The 16,099-nt window shown below is 71.2% G+C and carries 17 protein-coding genes; 13 read left to right on the top strand and 4 right to left on the bottom strand.

The window, feature by feature from the left end; genetic code table 11:
- The first annotated feature begins 383 nt into the window (after positions 1 to 383).
- The 11 genes from mshD to pstB all read left to right on the top strand — a co-directional run bounded on the left by mshD (position 384) and on the right by pstB (position 12,040).
- Positions 384 to 1,322: a mycothiol synthase gene (gene mshD / locus B082_RS0124535; protein ID WP_018554446.1), complete on the top strand. Its 939-nt coding sequence runs from the start codon at positions 384 to 386 to the stop codon at positions 1,320 to 1,322.
- Between the two features lie 88 nt (positions 1,323 to 1,410).
- Positions 1,411 to 1,824, top strand: coding sequence for a GntR family transcriptional regulator (locus B082_RS0124530; protein WP_026250159.1), 414 nt, complete (start codon positions 1,411 to 1,413; stop codon positions 1,822 to 1,824).
- Positions 1,821 to 2,714, top strand: coding sequence for an ABC transporter ATP-binding protein (locus B082_RS0124525; RefSeq protein WP_018554444.1), 894 nt, complete (start codon positions 1,821 to 1,823; stop codon positions 2,712 to 2,714). The genes B082_RS0124530 and B082_RS0124525 overlap by 4 nt, the downstream gene beginning before the upstream one ends.
- On the top strand, positions 2,711 to 3,658 hold the full coding sequence (locus B082_RS0124520; protein WP_018554443.1) for an ABC transporter permease: 948 nt from the start codon (positions 2,711 to 2,713) through the stop codon (positions 3,656 to 3,658). Before B082_RS0124525 ends, B082_RS0124520 begins: the two co-directional genes overlap by 4 nt.
- A gap of 252 nt (positions 3,659 to 3,910) precedes the next feature.
- Positions 3,911 to 6,163: an RNA degradosome polyphosphate kinase gene (locus B082_RS0124510; RefSeq protein ID WP_018554441.1), complete on the top strand. Its 2,253-nt coding sequence runs from the start codon at positions 3,911 to 3,913 to the stop codon at positions 6,161 to 6,163.
- A complete protein-coding gene (locus B082_RS0124505; protein WP_018554440.1) occupies positions 6,129 to 7,166 on the top strand; it encodes a CHAD domain-containing protein in 1,038 nt (345 codons plus the stop codon). The genes B082_RS0124510 and B082_RS0124505 overlap by 35 nt, the downstream gene beginning before the upstream one ends.
- Positions 7,163 to 7,576, top strand: coding sequence for an NUDIX hydrolase (locus B082_RS0124500; RefSeq protein WP_018554439.1), 414 nt, complete (start codon positions 7,163 to 7,165; stop codon positions 7,574 to 7,576). The genes B082_RS0124505 and B082_RS0124500 overlap by 4 nt, the downstream gene beginning before the upstream one ends.
- A gap of 251 nt (positions 7,577 to 7,827) precedes the next feature.
- The gene (gene pstS / locus B082_RS0124495; RefSeq protein ID WP_018554438.1) at positions 7,828 to 8,964 is read left to right on the top strand and encodes a phosphate ABC transporter substrate-binding protein PstS; all 1,137 of its coding nucleotides are present in this window, start codon (positions 7,828 to 7,830) and stop codon (positions 8,962 to 8,964) included.
- 197 nt (positions 8,965 to 9,161) lie between these two features.
- The gene (gene pstC / locus B082_RS0124490; protein ID WP_018554437.1) at positions 9,162 to 10,154 is read left to right on the top strand and encodes a phosphate ABC transporter permease subunit PstC; all 993 of its coding nucleotides are present in this window, start codon (positions 9,162 to 9,164) and stop codon (positions 10,152 to 10,154) included.
- Positions 10,151 to 11,236 carry a phosphate ABC transporter permease PstA gene (gene pstA, locus B082_RS0124485; protein ID WP_018554436.1) on the top strand — a complete coding sequence of 362 codons (1,086 nt, stop codon included), beginning with the start codon at positions 10,151 to 10,153 and terminating at the stop codon, positions 11,234 to 11,236. The genes pstC and pstA overlap by 4 nt, the downstream gene beginning before the upstream one ends.
- 27 nt (positions 11,237 to 11,263) lie before the next feature.
- Entirely contained in the window at positions 11,264 to 12,040 is a 777-nt protein-coding gene (pstB, locus tag B082_RS0124480; RefSeq protein ID WP_018554435.1) for a phosphate ABC transporter ATP-binding protein PstB, read from the top strand.
- Between the two features lie 125 nt (positions 12,041 to 12,165).
- Here the strand turns inward: pstB and B082_RS0124475 are convergent, their stop codons facing one another.
- Together B082_RS0124475 and B082_RS0124470 are read right to left on the bottom strand one after the other, a co-directional pair.
- A complete protein-coding gene (locus tag B082_RS0124475; RefSeq protein WP_018554434.1) occupies positions 12,166 to 13,164 on the bottom strand; it encodes an inorganic phosphate transporter in 999 nt (332 codons plus the stop codon).
- 5 nt (positions 13,165 to 13,169) lie between these two features.
- On the bottom strand, positions 13,170 to 13,790 hold the full coding sequence (locus B082_RS0124470) for a DUF47 domain-containing protein (protein WP_026250158.1): 621 nt from the start codon (positions 13,788 to 13,790) through the stop codon (positions 13,170 to 13,172).
- 199 nt (positions 13,791 to 13,989) lie between these two features.
- Between B082_RS0124470 and B082_RS0124465 the strand changes: the two genes are divergently transcribed.
- Positions 13,990 to 14,385, top strand: coding sequence for a metal-sensitive transcriptional regulator (locus tag B082_RS0124465; protein WP_018554432.1), 396 nt, complete (start codon positions 13,990 to 13,992; stop codon positions 14,383 to 14,385).
- A 183-nt stretch (positions 14,386 to 14,568) separates the two neighbouring features.
- Here the strand turns inward: B082_RS0124465 and B082_RS0124460 are convergent, their stop codons facing one another.
- A complete protein-coding gene (locus tag B082_RS0124460) occupies positions 14,569 to 14,763 on the bottom strand; it encodes a hypothetical protein (protein ID WP_018554431.1) in 195 nt (64 codons plus the stop codon).
- Between the two features lie 98 nt (positions 14,764 to 14,861).
- Positions 14,862 to 15,743, bottom strand: coding sequence for a hypothetical protein (locus B082_RS0124455; protein ID WP_026250157.1), 882 nt, complete (start codon positions 15,741 to 15,743; stop codon positions 14,862 to 14,864).
- A gap of 180 nt (positions 15,744 to 15,923) precedes the next feature.
- On the opposite strand from B082_RS0124455, the gene B082_RS39550 reads away from it, so the two are divergent.
- A complete protein-coding gene (locus B082_RS39550; protein ID WP_018554429.1) occupies positions 15,924 to 16,097 on the top strand; it encodes a hypothetical protein in 174 nt (57 codons plus the stop codon).
- Positions 16,098 to 16,099 lie beyond the last annotated feature (2 nt).

Raw genomic sequence — 16,099 nt, 5'->3', positions numbered from 1 at the left:
AGACTCCTCAAAAATGGCGTGTTCACCCGACGACGAACAGGTACCCGGGTCGTACGCCATTTTCTGCGGGGACTGCCCTGCACGCCCCCACCCGGACGCGTATGCGTCTGCGACAGTCGTCCCACCGGCGTGCAGACGCGTGGCGGCCGGTCCGGGGGCGTGCAGGGGAGTCCCCGCAGGACGACGAACGGATACCCGGGTACGACTGCGTACCGGCGGAACGTTCGTCGTTTGAGGAGACGCCCCGGAGGGACCCCGGACCCCACCCGGGGAGTGCGGGCGTGCTTTTGAGCCCGTCCGGCGATTGAGGACGGAACCCTCCGCCCCGGGACGGGGCAACCGACACCCCCACCCCCGGGCCGGAGGCCCTTACGCTCGTACGCATGACGACTGACGTACCCCTCCCCGCCCCCGGCCGTGAGATCCAGACGCTCGACACCCTCTCCCCCGACCAGTCCTCAGCCGTCCTGGACCTGCTCGCCGAGGCCGCGCGGGCCGACGGCAGGCAGGCCGTCTCCGAGCAGGGGCGGCTGCAACTGCGCGGCGGGGAGCGCGAAGGCGTACGGCACTTCCTGCTGTCCGCCGGGGGCGTGCTCGCCGGGTACGCGCAGCTGGAGGACACCGACCCCGTCGAGGCGCCCGCCGCCGAACTCGTCGTCCACCCCTCGCACCGGGGACACGGGCACGGGCGGGCCCTCGGAGCCGCACTGCTCGCCGCCACCGGAAAGCGGCTGCGGGTGTGGGCACACGGCGGCAAGGCCTCGGCCCGCCACCTCGCCCAGGTCCTCGGCCTCTCCCTGTTCCGGGAACTGCGCCAGCTGCGCCGCCCGTTGAGCCCGCTGAACCTCGCCGAGCCGGCCCTGCCCCCGGGCGTCACCGTCCGCACCTTCGTCCCGGGCGAGGACGACGCCGCCTGGCTCGCCGTGAACAGCGCGGCGTTCGCCCACCACCCCGAGCAGGGCTCCCTGACCCAGCGCGATCTGGACGACCGCAAGGCCGAGCCCTGGTTCGACCCGAAGGGCTTCTTCCTGGCCGAGCGCGAGGACGGCGCCGGCGGCACCGAGCTGATCGGCTTCCACTGGACGAAGGTGCACGCCGACGAGCGGCTCGGCGAGGTGTACGTGGTCGGCATCCGGCCCGACGCCCAGGGCGGCGGCCTCGGCAAGGCGCTCACCGCGATCGGGCTGCGCCACCTGGCCGCCGAGGGGCTGCCGACGGCGATGCTCTACGTGGACGCGGACAACCCGGCGGCCCTCGCCGTGTACGAGCGGATGGGCTTCGTCACGCACGAGGTCGACCTGATGTACCGCACGGAGTCCTGAGGTCCACGACTTCCCCGGGGGCGGCGTCGCTTGACGCCGCCCCCTCCTTACGCCACCCTTTCACTACTTAATTAGTGAAAGGGTGAAGATGCCCGGGTCCGCAGCAGTCGAGTTCCGCATCGACCGGCGCAGCGGCGTCGCCACGTACCTCCAGATCGTCCAGCAGACCAAGCAGGCCCTGCGCCTGGGACTGCTGGAGCCTGGCGACCGGCTGCCGACCGCGCGGGAGGTGGTCGAGGCGACCGCGATCAACCCGAACACCGTGCTGAAGGCGTACCGGGAGCTGGAACGCGAGGGGCTCGTCGAGGCCCGCCGCGGCCTCGGCACCTTCGTCACCCGCACGCTCGGCAGCGCGGCGGCGGCCGACGACGACTCCCCGCTGCGCGCCGAACTCGCCGGCTGGGCCGGCCGCGCGCGGGCCGCCGGTCTCGACCGGGACGACGTGAGCGCGCTCTTCACCGCCGTACTGGACAGCACATTCGAGGGGGACCAGGACCGATGACAGGTACAGCGCTGGAGGCCGACGGCCTCGGCATGAGGTATCGCGGCAGGGGAGGCGGCTGGGCGCTGCGGAACTGCGCGTTCCGGCTCCCGGCCGGTTCCGTCTGCGCGCTCGTCGGGCCCAACGGTGCCGGAAAGTCGACCCTGCTCGCCCTCGCGGCGGGCTTCCTGCGGCCGGCCGAGGGAACGGTACGGGTGCTGGGCTCGGCGCCCGGCGAGGCCCGGGGACGGATGGGCTACGTGGCCCAGGACAAGCCGCTGTACCCGCAGTTGACGGTCGCCGAGACGCTGTGGGCGGGCGCCGAGCTGAACCCCGCGACCTGGGACCAGGCCACCGCACAGCGCATCGCCGAACCGCTCCCGGCCGACGCGAAGGTCCGCACCCTGTCCGGCGGGCAGCGCACCCGGCTCGCCCTGGCCCTGGTGCTGGGCAAACGGCCCGAGATCCTGCTGCTGGACGAGCCGATGGCCGACCTCGACCCCCTCGCCCGGCACCAGCTGATGGGGGCCCTGATGGCGGAGGCCGCCGAGTACGGCACCACCATCGTGATGTCGTCGCACATCCTCAGCGAACTGGAGGGCGCCTGCGACTACCTGCTCCTGGTCGACGGCGGCCGCATCCGCCTCGGCGGCGAGACGGACGACCTGATCAACGCACACGCCCTGCTCACCGGCCCCGTACAGGACCTCGCGCCGCACACGGTGGTCGAGTCCCGCACCACGGGCCGCGCGCTGACCGCGCTGGTCCGGAGGGAGGGCCCCGTGGACACCGCCGTCTGGCAGACGGCCGAACCGTCCCTGGAGGAACTGCTCCTGGCCCACCTGCGCTCCCCCGAAGCCCCCGCACTGCTCACCCCGAGCGCGACGGCCCGTCAGGCGGTGGCCGCGTGAGCACGCTCCAACTGCGCGGCCCGGCACGCGTCGTGGCACGGCAGCAGCGCGGCGCCCTGTGGGCGGCCTGCGCGCTGGTGGTCCTGGGCATCGCCTTCGTGATCGGGCTCCGGACCTGGGTCGCCACCACGCCCGAGAACTGCGCCGACGGCGACACCACGCGCTGCGGTGACAGCACCTACCTGCCCACCTACGCCCGCAGCGCGTCCCAGACCTACCTGGCGGGCGGTGGCACCGCCCTCCTGGTGCTCTCCGTACTGATCGGGGTCTTCGTCGCGGGCCCGCTGATCGCCCGCGAGCTGGAGAACGGAACGTTCCGCTTCGCCTGGGCCCAGTCGGTCCCGCCCGCCCGGTGGCTGGCGGCCCGGCTCGCCCTGCCCGCTGTCCTGGCGACCGCTGCCATGACCGTGCTGCTGCTCGTCTACCGGTGGGGCCGGACGGGTGTCCAGGGCGACTCGCCCTACGAGCTGCACTGGTCCCAGAGCGGGGTCTTCCCCGCCCTCGGCCCGGTCGTCGTCGCCTACGCCCTGTTCGCCGTGGCCGTGGGCGCCCTGTGCGCCGTGCTCGTACGCCGCACCCTGCCGGCCATGGGCCTCACCGCGGTAGTCCTGACCGTGGTCATGTACGGCTTCGGCAAGCGCCGCTACGAACTCTGGCCCACGGTCCGCGACCTCGGTGAAAACGCCTGGAGCGACAGTTCCTGGCCCATCGAATCGGGCATGCTCACCCCGTCCGGCAAGGAGCTCCACTGGAAGGACTGCTTCACCCGGGGCAACCCCGGCCCGGACTGCCTGAGGGACCAGGGCGGGGTCACCAACTTCGTCGACCACCATCCCCCCTCCCATTTCTGGCCCCTCCAGCTCGTGGAGACCGGCATCCTGCTCGCCCTCGCGGCCGGAGCCGTCGCGCTCGCCTTCCGCATCCTGCGCCGCCACCACGCCTGAGGCGCGCCCGGACCCGCCCGGGGCCTCCCGCCCCGGGCGGACCGCCACACACGGCCACCCACCGCTTCCTGCATGTCATGTCGTCGTTACCGGGCATTCAGACGCCCTTGCGACCCTCTCAGGATGCAGCCAGCCCTGCCGACCCCCCGCAGCGGGCGGAATCCCGGCGGAACGCGCCCCGCCCGCGCCTCCTCCGCGATCTCGTCCTCCTCCGACGCGCCCCCGGAGCGCTCCGCGCGGAACAATGGGCTCATGAGCCAGCAGCCCAGCTCCGAGGTTCCGGTCCAGCCCGCCGCCCAACCCTCCGTCGGCTCGCTCGCCGCGCACCGGCCGCATGCCGTCGCCTCCTCGTCGTCCCGGGAGAGCCTGTCCACCGCTGCGGATCTCGATCCCGACATCGACGCGGACGCCGACGCGTACGAGCCCGACGCGGACGGGGACGAGCTGCCCCAGGGGCGGTTCCTGGACCGCGAACGCAGTTGGCTCGCATTCAACGAACGTGTTCTGGAACTCGCCGAGGACCCCGCCACACCGCTACTCGAACGGGCTAATTTCCTCGCCATCTTCGCGTCGAACCTGGACGAGTTCTTCATGGTCCGGGTGGCCGGCCTCAAGCGCCGCATCGCGACCGGGGTCGCCACGCGCTCCGCGTCCGGCCTCCAGCCCCGCGAGGTCCTGGACCTGATCTGGACCCGCTCGCGCGAACTCATGGCCCGGCACGCCGCCTGCTACCAGCAGGACGTCGCCCCCGCCCTGACCGACGAGGGCATCCAGCTGATCCGCTGGCCGGAGCTGACCGAGAAGGAGCAGGCCCGCCTGTTCACCTTCTTCCGCCAGCGCGTCTTCCCCGTCCTCACCCCCCTCGCCGTGGACCCGGCACACCCCTTCCCGTACATCTCCGGCCTCTCGCTCAACCTCGCCGTCGTCGTACGCAACCCGGTCAGCGGCCACCGCCACTTCGCCCGGGTCAAGGTGCCGCCGCTGCTGACCCGCTTCCTGGAGGCGTCGCCGCAGCGCTACGTGCCCATAGAGGACGTCATCGCGGCCCATCTGGAGGAGCTGTTCCCGGGCATGGAGGTGCTGGCGCACCACATGTTCCGGGTCACCAGGAACGAGGACCTGGAGGTCGAGGAGGACGACGCGGAGAACCTCCTCAAGGCCCTGGAGAAGGAGCTGATGCGGCGCCGCTTCGGCCCGCCGGTCCGCCTGGAGGTCGAGGAGTCCATCGACCCGTACGTGCTGGACCTGCTGGTCCGCGAGCTGAAGGTGTCCGACGCCGAGGTCTACCCGCTGCCCGGACCCCTCGACCTGACCGGACTGTTCGGCATAGCGTCGCTGGACCGGCCCGAGCTGAAGTTCCCCAAGTTCATCGCCGGCACCCACCGCGACCTCGCCGAGGTGGAGTCCGCGTCCGCGCCCGACATCTTCGCCGCCCTGCGCGAGCGCGACGTCCTGCTGCACCACCCGTACGACTCCTTCTCCACCTCCGTCCAGGCCTTCCTGGAACAGGCGGCGGGCGACCCGGACGTCCTCGCGATCAAGCAGACCCTGTACCGGACCTCGGGCGACTCCCCGATAGTGGACGCCCTCATCGACGCCGCCGAGTCCGGCAAGCAGGTCCTCGTCCTCGTCGAGATCAAGGCCCGCTTCGACGAGCAGGCCAACATCAAGTGGGCGCGCAAGCTGGAGGAGGCGGGCTGCCATGTCGTCTACGGGCTCGTCGGCCTCAAGACCCACTGCAAGCTGTCCCTCGTCGTCCGGCAGGAGGGCGACACCCTGCGCCGCTACTCGCACGTCGGCACCGGCAACTACCACCCCAAGACGGCCCGGCTGTACGAGGACCTCGGCCTGCTCACCGCCGACCCGCAGGTCGGCGCGGACCTCTCCGACCTCTTCAACCGGCTCTCCGGCTACTCACGCCGCGAGACCTACCGCCGCCTCCTCGTCGCCCCCAAGTCGCTGCGCGACGGCCTGATCGCCCGGATCGCCAAGGAGGTGACGCACCATCGGGCCGGACTGCCCGCCTACGTACGGATCAAGGTCAACTCAATGGTCGACGAGGCGGTCATAGACGCCTGCTACCGGGCCGCGCAGGCCGGTGTCCCGGTCGACATCTGGGTGCGCGGCATCTGCGCCATCCGCCCCGGCGTCGCCGGCCTGTCCGAGAACATCCGGGTCCGCTCGGTCCTCGGCCGCTTCCTCGAACACTCCCGGGTCTTCTCGTTCGGCAACGGCGGCGAGCCCGAAGTCTGGTTCGGCAGCGCCGACATGATGCACCGCAACCTCGACCGCCGCATCGAGGCCCTGGTCCGGGTCACCGACCCCGCCCACCGGGCCGCGCTCAGCCGCCTCCTGGAGACCGGCATGGCCGACACCACCTCGTCCTGGCACCTGGGCCCCGACGGGAACTGGACCCGGCACTCCGTGGACGCGGACGGCCGGCCCCTGCGGCACGTACAGGAAATGCTCATTGACGCCCGGAGGCGCCGGCGTGCGACGCCCTGACCACCAGACCCAGGCCGGCCCGACCGGCGCGACCGGTGCCACCGGCGTGAGCGCCGGCGCGGTGCTCGGCCCGTATCTGCGCACCCAGGCCGCGGACTTCCTGCGCAGCCTGCGCCTGCACCGCGAGAACACCGCCCCCGCGGACACCGGTTCGCGCTCCGCCGAGCAAGCCGCGGCGGCGCTGCGCCACTCCTCCCGCCGGATCGGCTCCGCCCTGCGCACCTTCCGCGCGGCGCTCGACCCCCTCTGGGCCGAGCAGCTCCGTACCGAACTGGCCTGGCTGTCCGGCACGCTGGCCCGCGAGCACGCCTACGCGGACCGGCTGACCCGGCTCCTCGAAGCGCTGCACGGGCTGTCCGGCGCCCCGGCCCTCCCCGCCGCCCGCACCTCGGGGGAGCCCGCCGACAAGGGGCGCCCCGTCCTCGGCGTCGGAGCGGCGCGCGCCGGCGCACTCCTGGAACGGCAGCTGACCCTCGCCCGGACCCGCGCCCACTCCGCCGCCCTCCAGGCCCTCGGCTCCTCCCGCTTCCACGCGGTGGCCGACGCGGTCGCCCTGCTCGCCTCCGACGTCCCGTTCTCCGCGGCCGCGGCCGGCCCCGCCGGCGAGCTGCTGAGCGGCCCCGCGGACCTGGCGGAGCAGCGGCTGCTCGGCGCGGTGGCGGCGCTGCCCCCGGACGAGCCGGCGAAGCCGTACAACGAGGCGCACGACGCGCCCTGGCACCAGACCCGGCTGCTGCTGCGGCTGCACCGGTACGCCCACGAGGTGGTGAGCGGCGCCCCCGATCCGGTCCTGGCCGCCGCCGGGCACGCGCTCGATCTGCACCGGGACGCGGTGGAGGCGGCCGGAGCGGCCGCCACGGCAGCCCGTACGCCGAGGATCGCACCCGCGACCGCGTACGCCCTCGGTGTCCTGCACGCCGACCAGCGCCACGAGGTGGAGGCGGCGCGCACGGTGTTCCGCGCGAGCTGGCCGTACGCGGCGACGGGCGCGGCCCGGTCGTGAACGGCACGGTGCGGGCGGCGGGCTGCGTGCTGTGGCGCCGCCCGCCCGCACCCGCTACGGGCGTGGAGCTGTGCCTCGTGCACCGGCCGCGTTACGACGACTGGTCGTTCCCCAAGGGCAAGCTGAAGCGCGGCGAGTCCCTGCGGGATGCGGCGGTCCGCGAGGTCCTGGAGGAGACGGGCCACCACTGTGTGCCGGGGGCCGTGCTGCCCATGGTCCGGTACGTCGCCAACGGCCGCCCGAAGGAGGTCACGTACTGGTCCGCCGAGGCCACGGCGGGCTCCTTCGTCCCGAACCGCGAGGTGGACGGCGTGCTGTGGCTCCCGCCCGCCGCCGCCCGCACCCGCCTGACGCAGCCCCGCGACCGCGAGGTGCTGGACGCGGCGCTGAGGGCGCTGCCGGGCGCGTAGCGCCGCCGCGCGGTCCCGTCCGGCCCCTGCGTACGGGCCGGACGGGGCCGGAACCAGGCCGCCCGCCACGGTTCACCCTCCGTTCACCCACCCCCGCAGACCGCTTCACCTGTTCTGCCTAATTTCGGCAGTGCACGGTGCGAGGCACACACCGCACCGGCCCCGACTTCCGCAGTACACCCATCCACCACATCGCACGCCGTCGTCGGACGAGAGAACACCTCGGCGGCTCCTGGAAGGAACACCCGAAAGTGAAGCTTCAGCGCATGAACCGGCTTCGTGCCACCGCGCTCGGTGCCCTCGCCGTCTCCGGCGCCCTGGTCCTCACGGCGTGCGGTTCGGACGACAACAGCGGCGACACCTCCGCCACCGGCGGCGCCCGGACGAAGGCCGCGTCCAACGTCTCGTGCGACGGCGCCAAGGGCCAGCTGCGCGCCTCCGGCTCCAGCGCGCAGAAGAACGCCATGGACCTCTGGGTCAAGGAGTACATGGCGGCCTGCTCCGGCGTGGAGATCAACTACAACTCCTCCTCGTCCGGCGAGGGCATCGTCGCCTTCAACCAGGGCACCGTCGGCTTCGCCGGCTCCGACTCGGCGCTGAAGCCCGAGGAGGTCGCCGACTCCAAGAAGATCTGCAAGTCCGGCCAGGGCATCAACCTGCCGATGGTCGGCGGCCCGATCGCGGTCGGCTTCCACCTCGAAGGCGTCGACAGCCTGACGCTGGACGCCCCCACCCTCGCCAAGATCTTCGACACGAAGATCAAGAAGTGGAACGACGAGGCGATCGCCAAGCTCAACCCCGACGCCAAGCTGCCGGACAAGGCGATCCAGCCCTTCCACCGCTCCGAGGACTCCGGCACCACGCAGAACCTCGGCAAGTACCTGGGCGCCGCGGCCCCGTCCGACTGGAAGTACGAGGCCGAGAAGAAGTGGCCGGCCCCCGGTGGCCAGGCCGCGTCCGGCTCCTCCGGTGTCGCCACCCAGGTCAAGCAGGTCGACGGCTCGATCGGCTACTTCGAACTGTCCTACGCCACCTCGCAGCAGATCAGCACGGTCGACATCGAGACCGGCGGCTCCGCCCCGGTCAAGGCCTCCTCCGAGAACGCCTCGAAGGCCATCGCCGCCGCCAAGGTCAAGGGCACCGGCAAGGACCTGGCACTCGACCTCGACTACACCACCAAGGCCGAGGGCGCCTACCCGCTGGTCCTGGTCACCTACGAGGTCGTCTGCGACACCGGCAACAAGGCCGACACCCTCGGCACGGTCAAGTCCTTCCTGACCTACACCGCCTCCGCGGACGGCCAGAAGCTCCTCACCGAGGCCGGCTACGCCCCGATCCCCGAGGAGATCAACGCCAAGGTCCGCGAGACCGTCGCCGGCCTCTCGTAACGAGAACACCCGCGCCACCCGTACGAAGCGACCGGCGGCCGGTCCGGGACACCCCTCCGGACCGGCCCGCCACCAAGGGACTTCCGTTCGGACCGGACCGGGCTCGCGGGCTCCGGCCCGGTCCGGACGAAAGACCCACCCATCCGGTGCACCGCCGCCAGGGGAGCCCCCGCTCCCCCACACAGACCGGAAAGACCATGGCTTCCACCACACAGACAGAAACCCCACCGGCCCCGCCGGCCGGGCGGTCCCGCCCCCGGTCCACGGGCCGCGCCGGGGACCGGATCTTCCTCGGCCTCTCCCGCGGCTCCGGCATCCTGCTCCTGGTGATCATGGCGTCGATCGCCGTGTTCCTCAGCTACCGCGCCGCGGTCGCCATCTCCAAGGACGAGGGCAACTTCCTCACCACCTTCGACTGGAACCCGGCCGGTGACCCGCCCGTCTTCGGCATCGCCGTCCTGCTCTTCGGGACCGTCGTCAGCTCCGTCATCGCGATGCTCATCGCGGTCCCGGTCGCCGTCGGCATCGCCCTGTTCATCTCGCACTACGCCCCGCGCAAGCTGGCCGGCGTGATCGCGTACGTCATCGACCTGCTCGCCGCGGTGCCCAGCATCGTCTACGGCATCTGGGGCGCCCTCGTCCTCGTGCCGTACCTGGAGGGGCTGAACCTCTGGCTCGACCAGTTCTTCGGCTGGACGTACGTCTTCGAGAAGACCGAGATCGGCGTCGCCCGCTCGCTGTTCACCGTCGGCATCCTGCTCGCGGTCATGATCCTGCCGATCGTGACCAGCGTCAGCCGCGAGGTCTTCCTCCAGGTCCCACGCATGAACGAGGAGGCCGCGCTCGCCCTCGGCGCGACGCGCTGGGAGGTCATCCGCCTCTCGGTGCTGCCGTTCGGCCGCTCCGGCGTGATCTCCGCCTCGATGCTGGGCCTGGGCCGCGCACTCGGCGAGACGATGGCCGTCGCCACGGTCCTGTCGCCGAGCTTCCTCATCTCGCTGCACGTGCTCAACCCGGGCGGCGGGACGTTCGCCCAGAACATCGCCGCGAAGTTCGGCGAGGCCGACGCGTTCGGGCGGGACGCCCTGATCGCCTCCGGCCTGGTCCTCTTCGTCCTCACCCTGCTGGTCAACGGCGCCGCGCGGCTCATCATCGCCCGCCGCAAGGAGTACTCGGGGGCCAACGCATGAGCCACGCCACCACCACCGGCGTCCAGGAACGCCCGACGCCCGCACCGCCCGCGCCGGCCGGCACCCTCAGCAGCCGGACCCTGCCCCGCCTCGCCCCGCTCGGCTTCGCCGCCGTCGCCATCGCCCTGGGCGTCGGCGCCGGCCTCGCCGCCGGCTGGCAGAGCCGCGTGCAGTGGGGCCTGATCTCCGCGCTGCTCTTCCTGGTGATCTCGTACGTCACCACCAGCGTCGTCGAGAACCAGCGCCAGGCCAGGGACCGCCTCGCCACCAGCCTGGTCTGGGTGTGCTTCCTGCTCGCCGTCGTCCCGCTCGCCTCGCTGCTCTGGACCACCATCAGCCGCGGCTCGGAGCGCCTGGACCTCTACTTCCTGACCCACTCCATGGCCGGTGTCCTCGGCCCCGAGGCCAGCGGCGGTGTCTACCACGCCCTGATCGGCACCCTGGAGCAGGTCGGCATCGCCACCCTGATCTCCGCCCCGCTCGGCCTGCTCACCGCGGTGTACCTGGTGGAGTACGGCAAGGGCGCGCTGGCCCGCGCCGTCACCTTCTTCGTGGACGTGATGACCGGCATCCCGTCCATCGTGGCCGGCCTGTTCATCCTGTCGATCATGCTGATCGCGGGCCTGGAGCCGTCCGGCCTGATGGGCGCGCTCGCCCTGACGATCCTGATGATCCCGGTCGTGGTCCGCTCCACCGAGGAGATGCTCAAGCTCGTACCGAACGAGCTCCGCGAGGCGTCCCTCGCCCTCGGCATCCCGAAGTGGCGCACGATCCTGAAGGTGGTCCTGCCGACCGCGATCGGCGGCATCGCGACGGGCGTCATGCTCGCCGTCGCCCGTATCGCCGGCGAGACCGCCCCGATCATCCTGCTGGTCTTCGGCAGTCAGCTGATCAACACCAACCCCTTCGAAGGCGCCCAGTCGTCCCTGCCGTTCTACATCTACGAGCAGTACAAGATCGGTGAGGCCGCGTCCTACGACCGCGCCTGGGCAGCGGCCCTGGTCCTGATCGCCTTCGTCATGATCCTCAATCTGGTGGCCCGCGGCATAGCCCGCTGGAAGGCCCCGCAGACCGGCCGCTAGGCCCGGCGGAAAGCAGCAGTGATTCAGATGGCCAAGCGCATAGACGTCAGCGGACTGTCGGCCTACTACGGCAGCCACAAGGCGATCGACGACATCTCCATGACCGTGGAACCCCGCTCGGTGACCGCCTTCATCGGCCCCTCCGGCTGCGGCAAGTCCACCTTCCTACGCACCCTGAACCGGATGCACGAGGTCACCCCCGGCGGCCGCGTCGAGGGCAAGGTGATGCTGGACGACGAGAACCTGTACGGGACGAACGTCGACCCGGTCACCGTGCGCCGCACGGTCGGCATGGTCTTCCAGCGCCCGAACCCGTTCCCCACCATGTCGATCTTCGACAACGTCGCGGCGGGCCTGCGGCTCAACGGCTCGTACCGCAAGAGCGCCCTCAACGACATCGTGGAGAAGTCGCTGCGCGGCGCGAACCTGTGGAACGAGGTCAAGGACCGGCTGAACAAGCCCGGCTCCGGTCTCTCCGGCGGTCAGCAGCAGCGCCTGTGCATCGCCCGCGCCATCGCGGTCGAGCCGGACGTCCTGCTGATGGACGAGCCGTGCTCCGCGCTCGACCCGATCTCCACCCTCGCCATCGAGGACCTGGTCGGGGAGTTGAAGGAACGGTTCACGATCGTCATCGTGACGCACAACATGCAGCAGGCGGCCCGGGTGTCGGACCGCACGGCGTTCTTCAACCTCGCGGCGGTCGGCAAGCCCGGCAAGCTCATCGAGATCGACGAGACGGAACGCATCTTCTCCAACCCGTCGGTCCAGGCCACGGAGGACTACATCTCCGGCCGCTTCGGCTGAGCCCGGACCGCCTCCCATGGACGGCCTTGAGGTGCTGCATGGCGGTGTCACCACAAGGCGAAGGGTCCGCCCCGCCCTCCGTGAGGAGCGCGGGGCGGACCCACACGATCAGGCACGAGTCCGGCTCAGCCGAACAGCAGGAAGACGACCCCGTAGCTCGCCGCGGCGACCAGCGCGGCCGCCGGCATCGTGATGAACCACCCGAGGATGATGTTCTTCGCGACGCCCCACCGCACCGCGTTCACCCGCTTCGTGGCACCCACACCCATGATCGCCGAGGTGATCACATGGGTGGTCGAGATCGGGGCGTGGAAGAGGAACGCCGAACCGAACATGATCGACGCGCCCGTCGTCTCGGCGGCGAAGCCCTGCGGCGGGTCCAGCTCGATGATCTTCCGGCCGAGCGTACGCATGATGCGCCAGCCGCCGGCGTACGTACCGAGCGACAGCATCAGCGCGCAGACGAGCTTCACCCAGACCGGGATCGGGTCGCTCGGGGACTCCACATCGGCGATGACCAGGGCCATCACCACGATGCCCATCGTCTTCTGCGCGTCCTGGAGACCGTGCCCGAGCGCCATGCCGGCCGCCGAGACCGTCTGCGCGATACGGAAACCGCGCTTGGCCTTGTGCGGGTTGGACTTCCGGAACATCCACATGATGGCGACCATCACCAGATAACCGACCACCAGGCCGATCACCGGGGACACGAACATGGGGATGACGACCTTGTCGAGCACCCCGTCCCAGTGCACCATCGTCCCGCCGGCCAGCGCCGCGCCGACCATGCCGCCGAACAGGGCGTGCGAGGACGACGAGGGCAGCCCGAAGTACCAGGTGATGAGGTTCCAGATGACGGCGCCGACGAGCGCGGCGAAGAGGATGCCCATCCCCTTGTGGCCCTCGGGCGTCGCGATCAGGCCCTCACTGACGGTCTTGGCGACCCCGCTGCCCAGGAACGCGCCCGCGAGGTTCATCACGGCCGCCATCGCCAGGGCCGCACGCGGGGTCAGGGCCCGGGTGGAGACCGAGGTCGCGATGGCGTTCGCGGAGTCGTGGAAGCCGTTGGTGTACGTGAAGCCGAGCGCGACGCCGATGGTCACGATCAGTACAAAGGTGTCCACGTGGTTCAGGACTCCTTGACCGCGATGGTCTCCACCGTGTTCGCGACGTGCTCGAACGCGTCGGCAGCCTCTTCCAGCACATCCACGATCTGCTTCAGCTTCAGCACCTCTATGGCGTCGTACTTGCCGTTGAAGAGGTGGGCGAGCAGCTTGCGGTGGATCTGGTCGGCCTGGTTCTCCAGACGGTTGACCTCGATCCAGTACTCGGTGAGGTTGTCCATCGTGCGCAGACCCGGCATGGCCTCGGCGGTCAGTTCGGCCGCCCGCGCCAGCACCTCGATCTGCTGCTCCACACCCTTGGGAAGCTCATCGATCTGGTAGAGCACAACCAGATCGACGGCCTCCTCCATGAAGTCCATGATGTCGTCGAGCGACGACGCGAGGTTGTAAATGTCCTCACGGTCGAAGGGCGTAATGAAGGAGGAGTTCAGCTGGTGGAAGATCGCGTGGGTCGCGTCGTCCCCCGCGTGCTCCGCTGCCCGCATACGCTCCGCGATCTCGACTCGGGAGGCTGAATCCGCCCCGAGCAGTTCCATCAGGAGTTTCGAGCCCGTGACGATGTTGTCCGCGGATGCGGAGAACATGTCGTAGAAGCTCGTCTCCCTGGGGGTCAGACGAAAGCGCACGTGGGGTCCTCGGGGTGCTTTGGATTCGGTCAGGCTGATGCTAGGCGCATCATCCGGCCACGGCTAACCGGCATTCTTCAGTGTCGCGCATCGGGCACAGTGATCAGCACGGGGCCCCGGTCACGTTTCAGCTGAATTCGTTAAGATATACCCACCAGGGGTATATAAACGGCAGGGTAAAGGGAAACGGGAGGCAGCAATGACGACCACCGAGGCCACGGGGACACACCCCTCACAGGACGCGGCGTCCGGCACCGACCCGGCGGACACCACGGCCCCCGTGGAAGCGATCGTGACCGACCACGACCGCGGGATACACGGCTACCACCACCAGAAGACCGAACACCTCAAACGCCTGCGCCGCATCGAGGGCCAGATCCGCGGCCTCCAGCGCATGGTCGACGAGGACGTCTACTGCATCGACATACTCACCCAGGTCTCGGCGTCCACCAAGGCGCTCCAGTCCTTCGCGCTCCAGCTGCTCGAAGAGCACCTGCGCCACTGCGTCGCCGACGCGGCGGTCAAGGGCGGCGAGGAGATCGACGCGAAGGTCGAGGAGGCCACCAAGGCCATCGCCCGCCTGCTGCGCACCTGATCCCGGGGGGGGCCGCGCCTGATCCCGGGGGCCGCCGCTCGTCATCCCCGGGGCCACCGCGCCAGTTCCTGGGGCCGCCGCTCCTGATTTCCGGGGCTGCGTCGCCTGATTTCCGGGGCTGCCGCGCCTGATCCCGGGGCCGCCACCCGCTCCGCGAGAGCCCCGTCAGCCTCGTCAGCCCCGTCAGCCCCGGTGCTCGCCCTGCCGGGGGACGGTGGTGCGGTCGGTGCTCACCTTCACGTCGAGCACCTCATCGATACGGTCCGCGCTGAGCCGCTCCCCGATCGCCGCCGAGGCCGCGATCATCAGTTCCCCGCACAGCTCGATCTCGGCGAGCGCCACATGGTCGGATACGGTCGGGGCGCTGAGCGTCACCACGTCACTCACCTCTCACTGCCGTCACCGGCTTCCTAGGGTAGAGAGCCCGATACGCGCCGCGCATGGCACGGACGGACCATTTCGATGCGACCGCATGGCTAGGGGCTCTCGTCCGGATCAGGCCGCGCCCGCCCCGGCTCGATCTCGCCGGTGTAGATGTCCCGCTCGTCCGGCAGCGTCACGGTGACCGGCACGCCGAACCCGTACAGCAGCGTGGTCGACACGACCTCCGCCGCCGGGCCCCCGCCGGTCAGGCTGAAGCGGTGGCGCACCTTGCGCAGCCGCCCCTGTCCGTCGAGATACGCGTCGAACGGAACCTCGACCGTGCGGAACCCTTTCGCCGCCGCCACCAGCGACGCCCTCGACGGGGCCGCCGCCAGCCGTGCGGCCCGGCCGATGTCGGCGGTCCCGCGGTAGTGCCGTACGGTCACCCCGGCCAGGTCCGTCTCGCCGACGTACGTCACGGCCCCCGCGCCGCGCAGCAGTTCGGCGGCGGCCATCGGGTCGGTGACCCCGCCGGTGACCAGGTTGCCGTCCTCCAGCGCCGTCGTGTCGATCCGCACCCATTTGTCCGCGGGCACCCCGGCGCCCCGGTTCATCATGTAGAGGGCGCCCGGGGCCAGCAGCTCCGTGATGGGGCGGTGCTCCTCCTCGCCCGCGGCGTCCGGCGGCAGCACGACCGTGAGCCGGCCGGACCCGGCGCGGAAGTCGTACGCCCCCTTGCCCCTGATCGTGACCCGGGTACCGCCGGAGGCCGTCTCCATCGACGTACTCACCTCGGCGCTCGCGACGCCTTCCCCGGCGAGGACCACGGCCGCCCGCCGCACCACCTCGACCGCCCCGTCCCGGGCATCGGCGGCCGTGGCCCGGTCCCCGCCGCCGTCACCGGCGCACCCGGCGGCCGCCGCCATCACGACCGCCACGGCAAGGGCACGCACACCGCGCACCCCGCCTCCGGACCTGTGCCGCTGCACCACCATCGCCCGCCAACCCTCAACGACATACCGCTTGCCCGAGGCTCTGCCCGCCTCGCATAACGACAGCCCCTGTCGCATGTAACGTCTTCGGCCCCGATTGGCGCCACATGGTGGGCCTGGCGGCCCGTACCCCCGCCGGCACACCCCTCCCGACCGGGCCACCCCGCCCAGTACCGTGGTCGCGTGTACGACCAACACGCCGCCGAGGTCCCCCGGGACCGGCCCGTCCATGAGCCCACCACCGTCGAACGCGGCTCCTTCTGCACCGCCCGCTGCGCCTGCGGCTGGTCGGGGCCGGCCCGCCGGTCCCGCGACCGGGCCCGCACGGACGCCGAGGAACACCGCACCACGGCCTGAGT

Source organism: Streptomyces sp. ATexAB-D23 (genome assembly GCF_000373645.1).
Taxonomy (GTDB): Bacteria; Actinomycetota; Actinomycetes; order Streptomycetales; family Streptomycetaceae; genus Streptomyces; species Streptomyces castrisilvae.
The sequence above is the reverse complement of the archived record's forward strand: the minus strand, read 5'-3'. Positions and strand labels throughout refer to the sequence as shown.

Excerpts from the sequence above, each read along its gene's own strand:
- B082_RS0124525 (WP_018554444.1), top strand. The coding sequence starts at position 1,821 with ATGACAGGTACAGCGCTGGAGGCCGACGGCCTCGGCATGAGGTATCGC.
- B082_RS0124465 (WP_018554432.1), top strand. The coding sequence starts at position 13,990 with ATGACGACCACCGAGGCCACGGGGACACACCCCTCACAGGACGCGGCG.
- B082_RS0124530 (WP_026250159.1), top strand. The coding sequence starts at position 1,411 with ATGCCCGGGTCCGCAGCAGTCGAGTTCCGCATCGACCGGCGCAGCGGC.
- B082_RS0124510 (WP_018554441.1), top strand. The coding sequence starts at position 3,911 with ATGAGCCAGCAGCCCAGCTCCGAGGTTCCGGTCCAGCCCGCCGCCCAA.
- B082_RS0124455 (WP_026250157.1), bottom strand. The coding sequence starts at position 15,743 with ATGGTGGTGCAGCGGCACAGGTCCGGAGGCGGGGTGCGCGGTGTGCGT.
- pstB (WP_018554435.1), top strand. The coding sequence starts at position 11,264 with ATGGCCAAGCGCATAGACGTCAGCGGACTGTCGGCCTACTACGGCAGC.
- mshD (WP_018554446.1), top strand. The coding sequence starts at position 384 with ATGACGACTGACGTACCCCTCCCCGCCCCCGGCCGTGAGATCCAGACG.
- pstA (WP_018554436.1), top strand. The coding sequence starts at position 10,151 with ATGAGCCACGCCACCACCACCGGCGTCCAGGAACGCCCGACGCCCGCA.
- pstC (WP_018554437.1), top strand. The coding sequence starts at position 9,162 with ATGGCTTCCACCACACAGACAGAAACCCCACCGGCCCCGCCGGCCGGG.